The sequence below is a fragment of the Thermodesulfobacteriota bacterium genome (assembly GCA_035325995.1).
GTDB lineage: Bacteria > Desulfobacterota_D > UBA1144 > Nemesobacterales > UBA2774 > JADLGH01.
The window spans coordinates 317,246-332,210 of sequence record DAOKYU010000003.1; the positions used below are offsets into that span (position 1 = coordinate 317,246).

Annotated in this window: 16 protein-coding genes; 9 read left to right on the forward strand and 7 right to left on the reverse strand. The window is 55.2% G+C overall.

Annotation, left to right across the window (positions count from 1 at the left end):
* Window positions 1-212: 212 nt before the first annotated feature.
* Complete coding sequence (gene coaE / locus PKC29_06350) at window positions 213-815, reverse strand: dephospho-CoA kinase (protein ID HML95032.1); 603 nt, start codon at window positions 813-815, stop codon at window positions 213-215.
* A gap of 166 nt (window positions 816-981) precedes the next feature.
* Between coaE and PKC29_06355 the strand changes: the two genes are divergently transcribed.
* On the forward strand, window positions 982-1,824 hold the full coding sequence (locus PKC29_06355; GenBank protein ID HML95033.1) for a 3-hydroxybutyryl-CoA dehydrogenase: 843 nt from the start codon (window positions 982-984) through the stop codon (window positions 1,822-1,824).
* A 417-nt stretch (window positions 1,825-2,241) separates the two neighbouring features.
* Here PKC29_06355 and gltX read toward each other — a convergent pair whose 3' ends face one another.
* Both gltX and PKC29_06365 read right to left on the reverse strand, forming a co-directional pair.
* Window positions 2,242-3,639 carry a glutamate--tRNA ligase gene (gene gltX, locus PKC29_06360; GenBank protein HML95034.1) on the reverse strand — a complete coding sequence of 466 codons (1,398 nt, stop codon included), beginning with the start codon at window positions 3,637-3,639 and terminating at the stop codon, window positions 2,242-2,244.
* 64 nt (window positions 3,640-3,703) lie between these two features.
* Complete coding sequence (locus PKC29_06365) at window positions 3,704-3,973, reverse strand: glutaredoxin domain-containing protein (GenBank protein HML95035.1); 270 nt, start codon at window positions 3,971-3,973, stop codon at window positions 3,704-3,706.
* 156 nt (window positions 3,974-4,129) lie between these two features.
* Between PKC29_06365 and PKC29_06370 the strand changes: the two genes are divergently transcribed.
* A complete protein-coding gene (locus PKC29_06370; GenBank protein HML95036.1) occupies window positions 4,130-4,672 on the forward strand; it encodes a hypothetical protein in 543 nt (180 codons plus the stop codon).
* A gap of 2 nt (window positions 4,673-4,674) precedes the next feature.
* Window positions 4,675-5,457 (forward strand): ABC transporter permease, encoded by a 783-nt coding sequence (locus PKC29_06375; protein ID HML95037.1) that lies wholly within the window; start codon window positions 4,675-4,677, stop codon window positions 5,455-5,457.
* Window positions 5,458-5,496: 39 nt separating this feature from the next.
* Here PKC29_06375 and PKC29_06380 read toward each other — a convergent pair whose 3' ends face one another.
* On the reverse strand, window positions 5,497-5,991 hold the full coding sequence (locus PKC29_06380) for a hypothetical protein (protein HML95038.1): 495 nt from the start codon (window positions 5,989-5,991) through the stop codon (window positions 5,497-5,499).
* Window positions 5,992-6,322: 331 nt separating this feature from the next.
* Between PKC29_06380 and PKC29_06385 the strand changes: the two genes are divergently transcribed.
* Window positions 6,323-7,879: a nicotinate phosphoribosyltransferase gene (locus PKC29_06385; protein ID HML95039.1), complete on the forward strand. Its 1,557-nt coding sequence runs from the start codon at window positions 6,323-6,325 to the stop codon at window positions 7,877-7,879.
* 95 nt (window positions 7,880-7,974) lie between these two features.
* On the opposite strand, the gene PKC29_06390 is transcribed toward PKC29_06385, so the two are convergent.
* The 3 genes from PKC29_06390 to PKC29_06400 all read right to left on the reverse strand — a co-directional run bounded on the left by PKC29_06390 (window position 7,975) and on the right by PKC29_06400 (window position 11,252).
* Window positions 7,975-8,985, reverse strand: a complete 1,011-nt coding sequence (locus PKC29_06390; protein ID HML95040.1) for a carbon-nitrogen hydrolase family protein — start codon at window positions 8,983-8,985, stop codon at window positions 7,975-7,977.
* Between the two features lie 607 nt (window positions 8,986-9,592).
* A complete protein-coding gene (locus tag PKC29_06395) occupies window positions 9,593-10,459 on the reverse strand; it encodes an LLM class F420-dependent oxidoreductase (protein ID HML95041.1) in 867 nt (288 codons plus the stop codon).
* Window positions 10,460-10,514: 55 nt separating this feature from the next.
* On the reverse strand, window positions 10,515-11,252 hold the full coding sequence (locus PKC29_06400) for a lytic transglycosylase domain-containing protein (protein HML95042.1): 738 nt from the start codon (window positions 11,250-11,252) through the stop codon (window positions 10,515-10,517).
* Window positions 11,253-11,853: 601 nt separating this feature from the next.
* Here PKC29_06400 and rpmH point away from each other — a divergent pair.
* Genes rpmH through PKC29_06425 form a run of 5 tightly spaced genes read left to right on the forward strand, consistent with a single transcriptional unit; the run spans window position 11,854 to window position 14,913 of the window.
* Window positions 11,854-12,003: a 50S ribosomal protein L34 gene (gene rpmH, locus PKC29_06405; protein HML95043.1), complete on the forward strand. Its 150-nt coding sequence runs from the start codon at window positions 11,854-11,856 to the stop codon at window positions 12,001-12,003.
* Window positions 12,000-12,353, forward strand: coding sequence for a ribonuclease P protein component (rnpA, locus tag PKC29_06410; protein ID HML95044.1), 354 nt, complete (start codon window positions 12,000-12,002; stop codon window positions 12,351-12,353). The genes rpmH and rnpA overlap by 4 nt, the downstream gene beginning before the upstream one ends.
* Window positions 12,350-12,574: a membrane protein insertion efficiency factor YidD gene (gene yidD / locus PKC29_06415; GenBank protein ID HML95045.1), complete on the forward strand. Its 225-nt coding sequence runs from the start codon at window positions 12,350-12,352 to the stop codon at window positions 12,572-12,574. The genes rnpA and yidD overlap by 4 nt, the downstream gene beginning before the upstream one ends.
* A gap of 11 nt (window positions 12,575-12,585) precedes the next feature.
* Window positions 12,586-14,265, forward strand: a complete 1,680-nt coding sequence (gene yidC, locus PKC29_06420) for a membrane protein insertase YidC (GenBank protein ID HML95046.1) — start codon at window positions 12,586-12,588, stop codon at window positions 14,263-14,265.
* Entirely contained in the window at window positions 14,266-14,913 is a 648-nt protein-coding gene (locus PKC29_06425; protein ID HML95047.1) for a Jag N-terminal domain-containing protein, read from the forward strand.
* The last annotated feature ends 52 nt before the right edge of the window (window positions 14,914-14,965 follow it).

Consider the following 14,965-nt stretch of genomic DNA (forward strand, 5'->3'; position numbering starts at 1 on the left):
CGGCTCCTTCGAAGGTTCTTGGGAATCCAAAAAAATACTATGTAAATACCTATTATGCAAGTTGGATGCGGGGGGGGCGAAGCGGCTCTGGAGGCGATATTTACGGCGCGCTCGTATGCACCCGCATGCGGGCCGGTAAGGCGCGGGAAAGTGTCACGATATGCATGTAATGTCTGTAGCGTTTTGGTGTACGACCTCGGAAATGTCCTCTGTTATTTCTGCCGGATTATACCCTCCCAGAGCTTTTTCACCTCTGCCTCCGTCTCCTCTTCCGTGCCGGAATTATCTATAATGTAATCCGCGTGAAGGGCCTTCTCCCCGGCCGGCATCTGCGAGCCTATCCTCGCGAGCGCTTCCTCCCGCGTATGCCCGCTCCTCTTCACGAGCCTCTCTATCTGCGACTCCTCGTCCGCCGTCACGACTATGAGCCCGTCGAGGAATTCCCTCAGCCCCCCTCTTTCCACGATAAGCGCCGCCTCTATTACGACGACGGGAACATTCTCCTTCCTGTATTCCGAAAGCCTCTCTCTCACGGCCTCCTTTATCCTCGGGTGCGTTATGTCCATGAGAAGCTTTCTCTTGCCCTCGTCCCCGAAAACGATCTCCCCGAGCCGCCGCCTGTCTATCGCGCCGTCCGGGCCCAGTATCCCCGGCCCGAACTTCTTTACTATTTCCACCCACGCCGGCTTTTCCGGCTCGACGACCTCCCGCGCTATAAGGTCGGCGTCTATTACCCGCGCCCCCATCCTCTCCAGCATGCGCGCCACGGTGCTTTTTCCGGACGCTATGTTTCCCGTAAGCCCCAGAACCTTCATCGCCGGTATTTTAATTCCCCCGGGCGCTTCTTTCAAACGCGCTCCCGGCCTTTTCCGGGAGCCTCCCGCCGGGGCCTTGATAAAATCACCCATAAGGTATAATTAACCCAGACTTCGCAGTTGCGAATAAAAAAGGAGGGGTGACATGTCCAGGAAAGTCGAAGACATTAAAAAGGTGGGCGTAGTCGGGGCGGGCACCATGGGTTCCGGTATAGCCCAGGTGATTGCGTCCAGCGGAAGGGAAGTCGTGCTAATCGACGTATCCGACGCCGCGCTCGAAAGGGGGCTCAAAGGCATAGGGAGCAGCCTCGGAAGGCTAGTAAAGAAAGAGACCATAAGCGAGGAAGAGAGTAACGCCATCCTTTCCCGCATATCCAAAACCACCGAATTTACGGATTTAAAGGACGTCGACCTCGTGGTAGAGGCCGTTTTCGAGGACATGGGCGTAAAAAAGGATATATACAAGAAGCTCGACGAGGCCGTCGCGCCCGACGTCGTCCTCGCGACCAATACCTCGTCCCTCCCCATAGTCGAGATTGCGGTCGGCACCAGGAGAGCCGACAAGGTCGTCGGGATGCACTTCTTCAATCCCGCGCCCGTCATGAAGCTCGTCGAAATCATAAAGGCGCTCACGACGTCCGAAGAAACGCTCCAGTTCGCCTACGACTTCGCAGTTGCTCTCGGGAAGGACCCGGTAAAGACGATCGACTATCCCGGATTCATAGTCAACAGGATACTCGTCCCCATGCTTAACGAGGCCGTATTCGCCTATTCCGACGGCGTCGGCACCCCGGACGACATCGACAAGGCCATGAAGCTCGGCACGAACCAGCCGATAGGGCCGCTCGCCCTCATAGACCTCATAGGCCTCGACGTCACCATAAACATAATGGACGTATTCTACGAAGAGTTTCAGGACCCGAAATACCGCGCCGCACCGCTCCTCCGCCAGATGGTGAGGGCAGGCTGGCTCGGCAGGAAAACCGGAAAGGGATTCTATCAATATTAACAGCATGGTTTGCGGGACAGGCTTAACGGCCTGTCCTTAACTCCATGGAGACTCGGAATCCGTCATTTCGAGCGCAGGAGAAATCTCTCTTTAACCCCTCATTGCGAGCGAAGCGTAGCAATCTCTCTCTTATCTGTCATTCCTTATAACTTATCATCCCGAACTTGTTTTCGAGCGAGCGAGGAATCACCATATGTCTGTCATTCCTGCAACGAATGCGAGCAAGTGAGTATTCGGACGCCCCCGGCCGACTGCAATTAAGTACCTCCGGTACAGCTCGAAAGCAGCTCAAATCAAAATAGCAGGAATCCATTCAGTTTATCCCTCTATAGTCCGGACCTATTAGAATGATGGGAACAATTGCGAGCGAAGCAATCTCGCTTTAGGGTTTTATACCACGGATTGGACTGTTTCGGATTACTTCTTTCCGGAAATATAATCGGCGGCCCTTCCGAGCCTCTTTAAAACCTCTTCCTTCCCGAGAATCTCCATAACCTCGAAGATACCCGGGCTCACGGTCCCGCCTGTAAGGGCCACCCTCACGGGCTGCGCTATGGCCCCCATCTTCATTCCCCTCTCCTCCATTATGTTCTCGAAGACGGCGTGAATCCCGTCACTCGTGAATTCGCCGGAAGCGAGCCTCTCCGAAAGGTCCTTAAGCACCTCGCCGGTTTCCGGGGTAAGGAACTTCGCCGCGGCCTTCTCTTCGAAGGCTATTTCCTCCGCGTAGAAGTAACCGATCGAATTCACTATGTCTAAAAGCGTCTTCGCCCTCTGCCCGAGCTCCTTCACGATCATCTCCAGCTTCCGGTCGGGCTCTGCCCTTATTCCCCTCTCCCTCAGCATCGGCAGTACGAGCGCCGCTATCTCTCCCGCCGGCCTGTTCCTTATATACCACCCGTTAAGCCAGTCGAGCTTCTCCATGTTAAAGACGGCGGCCGACTTCCCGACGTTGTCGAGCGTGAACTTTTCGACGAGCTCCTCCCTCGTGAAGATCTCCTGGTCCCCGAACGACCACCCGAGCCTTGTCAGGTAATTGACTAGCGCGTCCGGAAGGTAACCCTCGTCCTTGTACGCTATGACGGACGTATCCCCGTGCCTCTTGCTGAGCCTCTTCCCGTCGGGGCCGAGTATCATCGAGACGTGCGCCATCTTCGGCATGTCCAGCGAGAGCGCTTTATATATCAGCGCCTGCCTCGGCGTGTTGGTCAGGTGGTCGTCGCCCCTTATCACGTGCGTGATGTTCATTTCCGAGTCGTCGGCGACGACGGCGAAGTTATAGGTCGGAAACCTGTCCGTCTTCAATATGACGAAGTCGTCTATGTCGGCTGCGTCGAAGCGGACGACTCCCCTCAATAAATCCGTGACCTCTATCGTTCCCTCGTCCGGCGTCCTGAGCCTGACGGCGTACGGCTTTCCGGGCGCGGCGTCCACGCTCGCCCACTCGCGCCTGTACCTGAACACCTCGCCCCTTTCCTGCGCTTCCTTCCTCTTCGCTTCGAGCTCCCCGGCGCTGACGTAACACCTGTACGCGTCGCCGGAATCTATCAGCCTCTCGGCGAGCGACTTGTAGACGCCCAGCCTGTCCGACTGCCTGAACGGCCCCTCGTCCCAGTCGAGCCCGAGCCACGTCATTCCTTCTATTATCTCGCCTATCGATTCCTCGGTCGATCGCTCGCGGTCCGTGTCCTCTATCCTGAGGACGAACTCGCCCCCGTAGTGCCTCGCGAAGAGCCAGTTGAATATGGCGGTCCTCGCGCCGCCTATGTGTAGCGAGCCCGTCGGGCTCGGTGCGAAACGGGTTCTGACTGTCATGGGGGTTTAATGTTAATTTAGAGTCCGGGGTCCGTCAAATGAGCGCCCTTCGGCCGCGGGGGCCTCATTCCGGCCGCTCCTCTCCCTTTAAAAGCTCGTCGAGTCCGCCGCTCTTTTCGAGCTTCGAAAGCTCGGCGAACCCGCCTATGAACCTCTCACCTACGAGTATCATCGGAACCGTTCTCCAGTTGTGCTTCTCTTTGAGCCGGGCTTTCCGCTCAGGGTCTGAGGTGAGATTTATTTCGGTGAATTCGATGCCCATTTTCCCGAACAGCGCTTTTGCGGCGCGGCAATACGGGCACGTGTCGATTGTATAAACGGTTATACTGACCACTTCTACTCTGCGCCCCTTGCACGACGGGCGCCCCATAAGGTTTAATATGCTTGGTTTCCCGGGAGATTCAAGTAAGATTGAAATCCCTGACGGCCTCAAATCTGTATAATGTACGGATTTGGCTGTATCTTTAAGGTTCGTATGTCATTTTGTCCTATGAAAAAGAACATTGCCGCGCTCACGCTCGCGCTCCTGTTTCTGACGTCATGCTCGCTCACCAGGTTCGTGGGCTACTACAGGTCGGCCGGCCGTGAAGACAGCGGAAACCTCAACGGTCTCGTCTACACCACGGACGACACCTCGTACAAAATCGGCGAGCTCCCGCCCGGCTGGTCCCGTATCGAAATAAAAGGCGGCGACCTCGCGTTCGGCGACCCGTCCGGCGACTCGACCATCACTGTCAACTCCACATGCGACGAAAGGAAAATGCGCTACAGCTTAAAGGCCCTTTCCGAATCCCTCATAATAGGCATCTCGGGGAAGGAAGCCGAGTCCCGCGAGCCGATAACCATAGACGGGCAGGAGGCGCTTCGGACGATCTACACGGGCTCGCTCGAAAACGTCCCGGTGAAAATAGACGCACGGGTTTTTAAGAAGGGCGTTTGCATATATGATTTCACTTACGCGTCGTCGCCCGAAAGCTTCGGCGCGGGAGAGGCCGCGTACGACAGCTTCGTCTCCCAGTTCAGGGTCCTTTGACTATGGTTACGAGCTACATAACCAGGTTCGGCGATTACTTCATATCCCTCATCGAGCAGATGGGCGAGATCGGTCTTTTCCTTTACAGCGCCGTGGTCGCGTCCGTGACGCGCCCCTTTAACTTCCGGCTCGTCATGGAGCAGATAGACGAAATCGGCTTCAAATCGATCCCCATAGTAATAGCCTCGGCGATGGCCATAGGCATGGTCATGGTGGTCCAGCTCGCCTGGGGCTTCGCGTGGTTCGGTGCGAAGGGCATAGTCGGCCCGGTGGTTTCCCTTTCGTTCGTAAGGGAGCTCGGCCCAGTGGTCGCGTCCCTTCTCGTCGGCGGCAGGGTGGGCTCCGGTATAACGGCGGAGATAGGCTCGATGAAGGTGACCGAGCAGATAGACGCCATAAGAACCCTCGGCGCCGACCCGGTCCGGAAGCTCGTCGTCCCGCGTCTCATAGCCTCCGTCATAGCCTTCCCGTTCCTCACGGTCATAGCCGACTTCACGGGCATCTTCGGGGCGCTCCTTATGTCAATGATCGACCTCGACGTTCAGCCAAGGCTCTTCATTTCGAGCATACTCGAATGGGTTACGATAAACGACTTCATAAGCGGGATCTCGAAGACTTTCTTCTTCGGGATTATCGTCGCGATAACGGGCTGCTACATCGGCATGCGGGCCGACGGCGGCACACAGGGCGTCGGCCGGGCGACGACCCAGACCGTGGTCGTATCGCTCCTCCTCATCATCATAGGGGACTTCCTTCTTACGAAGCTCTTCCTTCTTTTACCCTAAGATAAACGGGGTCAATCGGGTGGGGCGGACTTTACTGCTCTAGCTTCCCGAATCGAGCTTTATTCTTAGAGCCTCTTCGTATTCGAGATACTTCTTGTAAGCCTTTTTCGCGTCGCTCGTCCTTCCCTCGTTTTTCGCCGTTACGTACTCGTTTTTCCAGTACTCGCTGTTCCGCCTGAGCGAGTCCGCCGTGCTTCCGCCGGCCAGCCTGTAAGCGCCGTCGTTCCCCGCTCCGCTATCCACCGTTCCGTACGTCTGGCCCCATATAGCGCCCTTGTGCGTGCCTTCGGCAACGGTCTCCTGCGGCCGTGTGTGCCTTAAGCTCGCGTATTCCCGCCTTTCGCTCCCGGGCTCGGAAGGGGCCTGATAAAAGGTTTCGTCCGGCATGTCGGTTTTCGAATCCGACGTGTAGGCCGCGGGCGCGGTTTCGAAGATGGAGGAGAGTACGCCGTTATCGACGAGGTAAATCGCCCCGGCCGCCGATCCGAATATTGTAAGCAGGGTTATGCTCAGTATCTTGCCTATAGTCTCCATTGCCACCTCTCAAGTGTTTCGAAACCCCATGAAAGGCCTAACCGCCCCCCCTCGCCATCCCTTCCTTATCCGGTCTAACGAGCCGCCTAAAATATTCTACCCTATTTTAGATATTCGGAGACATAAATTGACCCGTCTTCGCATCTACAGGACAATTAATTTAATAAATAAAGCAATCTGTGACAAATACTAGCCAATATTGCACAAATTGTCAATAAGGGCAAATAATTGCCCATGCGCGCATAAAATTGCCCCGCTTGTTATAAATAAAGGATTTCTTCACGTCCGGCCCCTGTGAAGTTATACTACCATCAGGGGTAAACGACCGTCCATGAACAATAACCTTGCCGAAGGAATACTCTTTACCGACCAGTACCAGCTCACGATGGCCCAGCTTTACTACAGGTTTGGCCTTCAGGACATGCACGCACAGTTCGACCACTTCTTCAGAAGCTACCCGGACTACGGCACGCATAAATCCGGCTACTGCGTGAACGCCGGGCTCGAATGGCTCCTCGACTGGATGAAGGAATCCCGTTTCGGCGAAAACGAGATCGCATATCTCAGGTCGCGAAAGGGAAGCTCGGGCTCCCCTGTATTCGGCGGTGACTTCCTCGAATGGCTCCAAAAGAACGGCAGCTTCGAGGGCATAACGCTCCAGTCTGTCCCGGAGGGCAGGGTAGTCCATCCGAACGTCCCGATAACGGTAATACGGGGCCCCCTTCCTATGGCGCAGATACTCGAATCGCCGCTTCTCAACAAGCTCAACTACCAGATACTCATCGCGACGAAAGCGGCGAGGATAAAAGAGGCGGCGCGCGGCCGCCCCATACTCGAGTTCGGCATGCGCCGCGGGCACGACAAGGGCGTAAACGCGGGCGTCAGGGCCGCACTCATAGGCGGTGCGGATTTCTCCTCCGGCGTCGGCATATCCGCCCTCCTCGGCTTTCCCCCGAAGGGCACCCACGCGCACAGCATGGTGCAGGTCTTCATGGCCTTGGGCGAGGGCGAGCTCGGGGCGTTCAGGGCCTACGCCGAGGTCTACCCCGACGACTGCCTCCTACTCGTCGATACGATAAACACCCTCGAAAGCGGCGTCCCTAACGCAATAAAGGTCTTCGAGGAATTGAGGCGGAAGGGCCACAAGCCCGTTGGCATAAGGCTCGATTCGGGCGACCTCGCCTTCCTCTCGATCCAGGCCGCGCGGATGCTCAACGAGGCCGGCTTTCCGGATACGAGCATCGTACTCTCGAACGAGCTCGACGAGCTCGTCATATGGCAGATAATCACGCAGATCGAAGAGGAGGCCCCCCGGTACGGCGTCGAGCCTGACAGTCTAATAAAAAGGCTCGTCTACGGCGTCGGCACGCGGCTCATCACGTCCAGGGGCGACTCCGCCCTCGACGGCGTATACAAGCTCGTCTCGGTGAAGGAAGACGGCAAATGGGTGCCGGCGATAAAGATTTCCGAAACCCCCAAGAAAACCCTCAATCCCGGGAACAAGCTGGCCTGGCGCATCTACGACAAGAGAGGCAAGGCCACGGCCGACCTCCTGACGGTGGACGGGGAAGAAGTCCGCGGCAAGGACGTCCTCAGGCTCCGCCATCCGTTCGACATCTCCAAGTCCAGGATCCTCGGTGGCGGCGACATAAGCGCCATTGAGCCGCTCCTCGTCACGGTGCTCGACGAGGGGAAGCTCGTCTGCGACCTCCCTTCGATAGAAGAGATGAGGGCGCGCAGGATATCCGACATCGAGCGGCTCGACCCCGGCGTGAGGCGTATAATGAATCCCCACTTCTACCACGTCTCCCTTTCGGAAAAACTCTGGAGCTTAAAGCACGACCTCATCCACTCGGTCGAAAGCGGCGAGGGCAAAACCCTTCCCTAGGCCCGTCGTGCTTTGCACCCGCACCGGGCCGGCCGTCACGTGATTTTTTTATCGGGGCATGCTATGTAAGTGAAACGTATAAACGCGTCCGTGCTCTATTTCGCCGCGTTTCTCTCGGCCGCCCTGGCGGCCGCCCCGTTCTTCCTGGCCGGCGCCGCCTCGGGCTCCTTTTCCGGCTTCGCGTCCCGGGCCGGGTCGTAACCCTTGATTTCGAGCCTGAGAATATCGGGCCTCGAGAAATGCCCGACACCGTCTATAACGGCCTTGGCCCTTATAATCAGGTCAGGATCTATCTCTGCGTAAACGATGTCTTCCTTATCGTATATCGGTCCGGCGAGGTAATCCCCCCTCGGGCTTATGATCCCCGTCCCGCCCGGGAAGTCCCAGGGCGTATGTTTCTTTAAGGGGAAGCTGTCCGGGACCATGTCTTCCGTTATGTAGGCGGCCGAGGCGATGACGAAGACCTGGCCTTCGAATGCGTACTCACGGCTCGCGAAGTCCATCGTCGGCTTCACGAACCCGTGCCCGGCCCAGAGCCCCGCGTGTATCTGCTCTCCCTTTAAGAACATGGCGGCCTTGGCCAGCGTCATGTGGTGCTCGTAACAGAAAAACCCGCCGACCTTGCCCAGCTCCGTGTCGAACACGCCCAGGTCCTCGGCCGCGCCCATGCCCCATATGCACTTCTCGCTGTCGATGGACATCAGCTTCCTGTGCCTGCCGAGTATCGTCCCGTCCTTGTCTATATATAATATGGTGTTGTAAAGGGTGCCGCCCTCTTTCTCGTTCACCCCGATGACGACGTACGCTCCGGCTTTCTTCGCCGCCTTGCAAAGCTTCTCCGTGTCCGGACCCGGTATCTCGACCGAGTTCCTGTGGAGTTCCACGTATGCGTCCAGGATGAGCTTCCTCCCTTCGGCCGATCCCAGGTCCTTGGGCCAGTAGGGATAGGTTGGGATAATGGCCTCCGGGAACACTATGATGCTCGCCCCCTTCCCACCCGCCTCTTCTATGAGGCTTACGACTTTCCCTATCGTTTCGGCCTTGTTGAGGAACACGGGTGACATCTGAACCGCGGCCGCCGTGAATTTTCCCGTTTCATTATTCATAGTAGCGCCTCCCGACTCTCCCGGTGCGTGGGAGCTCTTTTTATCGTCTGCAAAGTCCATTATCGCACGATCGCAAACGAAGTGTCAATCAAATAACTATTATACACACTCGTCACGGCATCCAGCCGCGACCCCACGCTTCCGTCATCCTTATACATTCTTATAGCCTGTCATTCTGAACTTGATTCAGGATCTCGTTTTTCGTCTTTCTTGTTTTAAAGACTGGATTCCCGATTAAGGCGCTCGGGAATGACGCACTTAGGAGCACTGACAAATCATAATATTGCAAGCCGCGCGAGCGGCGAAGCAATACCCCTCCGGGCCGTCAAAATTGGCGTTAAGAAAATCGAGAGGATGAGCGTTAAAAATCTGACCAGGGGATGGGGGAGGTGGAAGATTTAGCGAAGGAACGATGATTTTTAGCGCAATTTTTCCCGGCCCGGGATTTTTGCTACTTTTCATCTAGGAAAAGTAGAAGCAGTTCGCCTTTTTGCTTTTATTTTGTTGGTTAATGAGGACGAGATACTGAATGGTTAACAGTTAGGGGTGTAGCCTTCGGGTCTGGCCTGAGAATACGGTTATAAGTAGGGAAGCAGCAAGGCGAAGGTTATAGAACTTCCTCCCTCAAAACCCTCATCGTCCTCAGCACCCCCTCGAACTCCCCCGAGAGAACATAAAGTATAAGATGCTGAACCCCCGCCTCCCTGTACGACTCTATCCCGTCCCTTATCTTTCCGAGCGTACCGCGCAGCGTCTCCTCCGGGCCGAATTCCCTTCCCTCGTTTATCTCGACGTTTCTTCTGAGAGATATTACGAAGCTCTCCCTCTTTTCGTCCGGAAGGAGGCTCCTTATCTCCCGCGCTTTTACCTCCACTTCTTCTGGTCCTAGCCCTACGGGGTGCCACCCGTCCCCGTACTTAACTGCTCTCTCGACTGCTCTCCGGCTCTCTCCCCCCACCCATACCGGCGGGTGGGGCTTACGCCCGGGCTTGGGCTCGAACCTTATCCCCGAGAACGAAAAATACTCCCCCTCGTACGCCGGGCTGCCCTTCGTCCAGAGCTCCTTCATTATTTCTATGTACTCGTCGGTCATCCGTCCCCGCTGCCCGTAATCGACGCCCAGCGCCTCGAACTCTCCCCTTAGCCACCCCGAGCCGACGCCGAGCACGACCCTCCCGCCCGAAAGGGCGTCGAGGCTCGATACTGACTTTGCGAGAACGAGGGGGTTTCTATATGGAAGGACCATGACGCTCGTCCCGAGCTCTATCCGGCTCGTGGCGGACACTATGAACCCGAGTGCGATAAGAGGATCGTAGAAAACGTCCCCGAAGACGTTGTGGGAATCCGGCACGACCACGTGGTCGCTGACCCAGATGGAATCGTACCCGAGCGCCTCGGCGGCGAGGGCGGTTTCCAGAATCTCGTCCCTGCCCGCGTATTTCCCGAATACGGGGAGGGCTATTCCGATCTTCATGTCCGGACGGCGGGCCCGTTCGCTTGAATACGCGCGAACGGGCGCAAAGCAATTTTCAACCCTTTTTGGCCAATATGATGCTTTCTTCCTCCAGGTAGCTCTTGAAGCTGAGCACCTTGTTTACATATACGGTCGGAATGTCGTTCGCGTTGAGTCTCTTTTCGAAATTCGTCGGGCCGTGGTTGTACGCGTTGAGCGCGCTCTCCACGTTTTCATACCTGTCTTCCAGAGACGACAGGTAGCTGATCCCGAGCTTTACATTAATAAGCGGATCGTAAAGAGACTTCCTTCCCCCGTACGATATGCCCATCTCCTTTGCGATATACTCCCCGGTTCCGGGCATAACCTGCATGAGCCCTATCGCACCCCTTTTCGATACGGCGACCGGCGAAAACTCGCTTTCTACCTTTATCACGGCCAGTATGAGATAAGGGTCGAGGTCGTGGCTCTTGCACTCCCCGACGATTATCTTCGCCAGCTTCCTGGCGTTCATCGTCGACATTCCTTCGGAAAACCTGAGCACGAAAAGAAACACCTCGGCCTCTTCGGGCGTCATGTCCTCTATGTCCGCCGCCGGGACATCGGCGTCCGGTCCCTGGTTCAGCGCGTTTTTAATATTCTCTGTATTTCCGGGATTGGTCAGAAGACCGGCATACGCCGGCTTGTCGGATATTGTGAAATCCTTCGATTTCATGAAGAACAACATTCCAAAGCAGAACAGGAAAACGAAAAGCGAAACCTTTACGGCACCCACAACGAAAAGCATCGTGAAGTCGTAAACAGTCTTTAACATGATTGTCACCCCATTGTTAACAAGGAAGCGAAAGGAAGCAGAACTGCGGCAGGCGGACTACACTATCTGGATTTGACCGGCTTAACCATTTTTTCTGACTTCTCTCTAACACAGCCTTCCGGTTCACCCGACCCGCTAAAATCGTATTCGGAGATCGTGCACTTGTGCACCGGACTTCCTGTTATTATCTGATAGTCATAAAAATCTTTAACCTTAAGCACACGTACTTCGGATTTGTGTTTCACTAATTATTCCCGCTAACTCCAGGATTGTCTATACAAATTTAATCCGGGCTAATACTAACAGGCCGAAGCCGCTTGTCAAGGATTCCCTTCGCATTCGCGATATCACAATCGGTTGAAATCTTTGGCGTTTTTAAATTTTCATCCCATAGCAATAACGCATTTGCTAATGCTTCTCCTCTTCCCGCGCCCTGAAAACACTGGCGTTTCCGCGGTCATGAAGTATTGCTCGAAACGGCTTTGGACATGCATTCCCTCATAAGTAGGGTATATTTCCGGATTGCAGTCAGGTGCGGAAATCATTCGTTTTTCCCGTTCTTGACCGTCAAATCTTTTCGTGTTAGCTTTTAGGGCGCATTATGAAAAGGACTTATCAACCACACGTTAAAAAGAGACTAAGGACGCACGGCTTCCGCGAAAGGATAAGCACCAAGGCGGGCAGGCGTACTCTCAAGAGGCGGATAGCTAAGGGCAGGCACAGTCTGACTGTGCAGCGCTGGAAGAAATGAGCTTTGACTTGAGTTTTTCTTTCCCAAAAGACTTAAAAATCCGAAGGACGTCTCAGTACGAAGAGATTTTTGGGAAGAGCAGAAAGCTCAACGGAGAACATTTCCGAATACTATACGTCCGGAATTCCCTTGGACACCCGAGGCTCGGCATGGTTGTTGCTAAAAGAAGCATTCCGGGCTCCGTCGAGAGGAACCGCGTCAAGAGGGTGCTCCGCGAGGTCTTCAGGCGGAACAAATCCCTCTTCGGCTCGATGGACTTGGTCATCATAGCCAAAAAGGGGAGCGAGGAGCTCGATTATGCTCAGGCCAAGGGAGAAATCGAGACGATAATCGGGTCCAGATTCTCATGACATCCAAACTTTTCGTATACCCCGCGTTTCTTCTGATAAGAGCTTACAAGTATTTCATATCACCGCTTCTGCCCCCTTCGTGCAGGTTCTATCCCAGCTGCTCCTGCTATGCGGAGGACGCGCTCCGGAAGTATGGATTCATCAAAGGATCGTGGCTTGCGATAAAGAGGGTGTCTAAATGCCATCCGTTTTCGGCGGGCGGCTACGATCCGGTCAGGTAAAGGACTATTGAATGGGCGACAACAAGCTTAATTACGTAATATTCCTTATATTATCCATAGCGATTATCTTCGGTTATTCGTACTTTTTCACGAAGCCCCAGCCTCCGAATCCCGAAGTGCAGTCCCGGAGCGGCGTGACGTCTCCGGCCCCGGGCGGGAGCCCCACGCCCCGGGCGGAGGTATTCGATGGGAGCGTCCCCCCGCAGTCCGTCCAGCTCGAGCCGGTCGGCAGGGTTATAACTATAGACACGCCCCTTTACACCGGAACTATAGACACGTCCGGCGCCCGCATATTCAAATGGGATCTCAAGAAATACAAAGACAGCACTAGCGCCGACTCCGGCCCCGTCGATCTCTTCAAGGGCGCGCCGCTCGGTTTCAGCACCCTCCTCAGGCTCGACGGCTACAACATTCCGCAGTACATTCCCTTCGAGTTCGGCGGCCCCGACAAGGTCATCGTTAACGACGGCACGAAGGAGATTACGTTTTCCTGGACTTCTCCCGAGGGCATCGTCGTAAGGAAGATTTACGAAATAGACGCCGCCTCATACACCCTGAAGCAGAGGTTCGAAGTAACGAACCCCACTCCGGCTTCCCTCCGCGAGAAACTCGACATCGTATGGGACGGGCACATAGAGCACCACGACAGGGGAGGGAACACGATGAGCTTCGTCGCTCTCGTGTCGAGCGACCTCGAAAGGGTGGACAAGAAGCCCAAGTCCGAAAACCGGTACTCAGGTGTCGTGGAGTGGTTCGGCTATTCCCAGAAATATTTTATAACGACGTTCCTGCCCGAAACCGGGGCCGACACCACGCTGTCCGTCGACGGGCTCCCCGAGGAAGGCCTCGTAAGGGCCGTTTACAGCTACCCCGAAGACACGATACCGGCCGCCAAAACGTCGGCCAGGAGCTGGGAGGTCTATCTCGGCCCGCTCGAGTACGACATAGTAAAGGCCGTCGGCTACAACCTTCAGGAATCGGTAAATTACGGATGGGTCGAGTTTCTTGCAAAGCCCCTCCTCGACTTCCTCAAATGGCTTAACGGCTACTTTCATAATTACGGCGTCTCCATCATCGTCATCACGATTATCATAAGGCTCGTCTTTCTCCCGCTCACGATAAAGAGCATGATATCGATGAAGAAGACGCAGTTCCAGATGGAAAAGCTCAAGCCCAGGATGGACGCCATCAAGGAAAAATTCAAGGACGACAAGGCGAAGCAGAATGCGGAAATAATGAAGCTCTACACGAGCAGCGGCGTAAACCCCCTAGCCAGTCTCGGCGGATGTTTCCCGCTCCTTATCCAGCTTCCGGTCTTCATAGCGCTCTACGACGTTCTCCTTCACTCGATAGACCTCAGGCACAGCTCGTTCCTCTGGATTCAGGACCTTTCCGAGCCTGAAACACTGTTCGACATACCGGGCATAGGGATTCCGTTCAGGATACTCCCGCTGCTCATGGGGGTATCGTGGTTCATATCCCAGAAAATGACGCCCATGACGCCGGCTGCGGGCGGCGAAAACATGCAGCTCCAGATGAAAATGATGCAATTTATGCCTATAATTTTCACTGTGATGTTCTGGGGCCTGCCGTCGGGCCTGATACTCTACTGGACTGTGAGCAATATACTCTCCATATTCCAGCAGATGTACGTGAACCACAAGGTCAGCAATTTGCAAGGAGTATCCTAAATGGCAATTAGTATAGAGAAAGAAGGCAAGACAGTATCCGACGCCACCATAAGCGCCTGCGAGGCCCTCGGCGTCGCCAGGAGCGAAATAGAAGTCGAAGTCCTCGACGAAGGCTCCAAGGGCGTCTTCGGCATAGGCAGCCGGAACGCCAGGGTCAGGGTCACATTAAAAAATCAGAACCTGAGCGACAAGGGCCTTAAATCCAAAAAAGCCCTCGAAGATATTCTCGGTTATCTCATCCCGACGTTCCAGGTGGGCCTCCGCGAGAATCAGGACAGGATAAGGCTCGAAATCCGCGACACGAACGACAAGGGCCTTCTCATCGGCAGAAGGGGCGAGATGATAAAATCCCTCGAATATCTCGTGGGCAAAATAGCCGCCAGGGACTGCGAAACCGGCAAGGAAAAGAGGGTCTCCATAGACATCGACGGTTACAAGAGCAAGAAGGACAACAAGATAACGGATCTCGTCAGGGAAACGATACACAAGGTAAGAAAGACCAAAAAGCCCGTATCCCTGGGTCCGCTGTCGGCGGCCGATAGAAGGACGGCCTATCTTACGCTCAAAAGAGAAAGAGGCGTCAGCTACGAGACAAAAGTCGAGAACGATGAAAAAACCATCATAATCACGCCGTCATCCAAGGGCTGAGCATCGGGACGCGGCGCCGCCGCTGCCAGAATTCATTTTGTAGAGACGTAAA

What these genes read in the sequence shown, in the direction of transcription:
- PKC29_06370 (HML95036.1), top strand. Translation starts at nt 4,130, where the DNA reads ATGAAAAAGAACATTGCCGCGCTCACGCTCGCGCTCCTGTTTCTGACG.
- PKC29_06395 (HML95041.1), bottom strand. Translation starts at nt 10,459, where the DNA reads ATGAAGATCGGAATAGCCCTCCCCGTATTCGGGAAATACGCGGGCAGG.
- PKC29_06390 (HML95040.1), bottom strand. Translation starts at nt 8,985, where the DNA reads ATGAATAATGAAACGGGAAAATTCACGGCGGCCGCGGTTCAGATGTCA.
- rnpA (HML95044.1), top strand. Translation starts at nt 12,000, where the DNA reads ATGAGCTTTGACTTGAGTTTTTCTTTCCCAAAAGACTTAAAAATCCGA.
- yidD (HML95045.1), top strand. Translation starts at nt 12,350, where the DNA reads ATGACATCCAAACTTTTCGTATACCCCGCGTTTCTTCTGATAAGAGCT.
- gltX (HML95034.1), bottom strand. Translation starts at nt 3,639, where the DNA reads ATGACAGTCAGAACCCGTTTCGCACCGAGCCCGACGGGCTCGCTACAC.
- PKC29_06400 (HML95042.1), bottom strand. Translation starts at nt 11,252, where the DNA reads ATGTTAAAGACTGTTTACGACTTCACGATGCTTTTCGTTGTGGGTGCC.
- rpmH (HML95043.1), top strand. Translation starts at nt 11,854, where the DNA reads ATGAAAAGGACTTATCAACCACACGTTAAAAAGAGACTAAGGACGCAC.
- coaE (HML95032.1), bottom strand. Translation starts at nt 815, where the DNA reads ATGAAGGTTCTGGGGCTTACGGGAAACATAGCGTCCGGAAAAAGCACC.
- PKC29_06425 (HML95047.1), top strand. Translation starts at nt 14,266, where the DNA reads ATGGCAATTAGTATAGAGAAAGAAGGCAAGACAGTATCCGACGCCACC.
- PKC29_06375 (HML95037.1), top strand. Translation starts at nt 4,675, where the DNA reads ATGGTTACGAGCTACATAACCAGGTTCGGCGATTACTTCATATCCCTC.
- yidC (HML95046.1), top strand. Translation starts at nt 12,586, where the DNA reads ATGGGCGACAACAAGCTTAATTACGTAATATTCCTTATATTATCCATA.
- PKC29_06380 (HML95038.1), bottom strand. Translation starts at nt 5,991, where the DNA reads ATGGAGACTATAGGCAAGATACTGAGCATAACCCTGCTTACAATATTC.
- PKC29_06385 (HML95039.1), top strand. Translation starts at nt 6,323, where the DNA reads ATGAACAATAACCTTGCCGAAGGAATACTCTTTACCGACCAGTACCAG.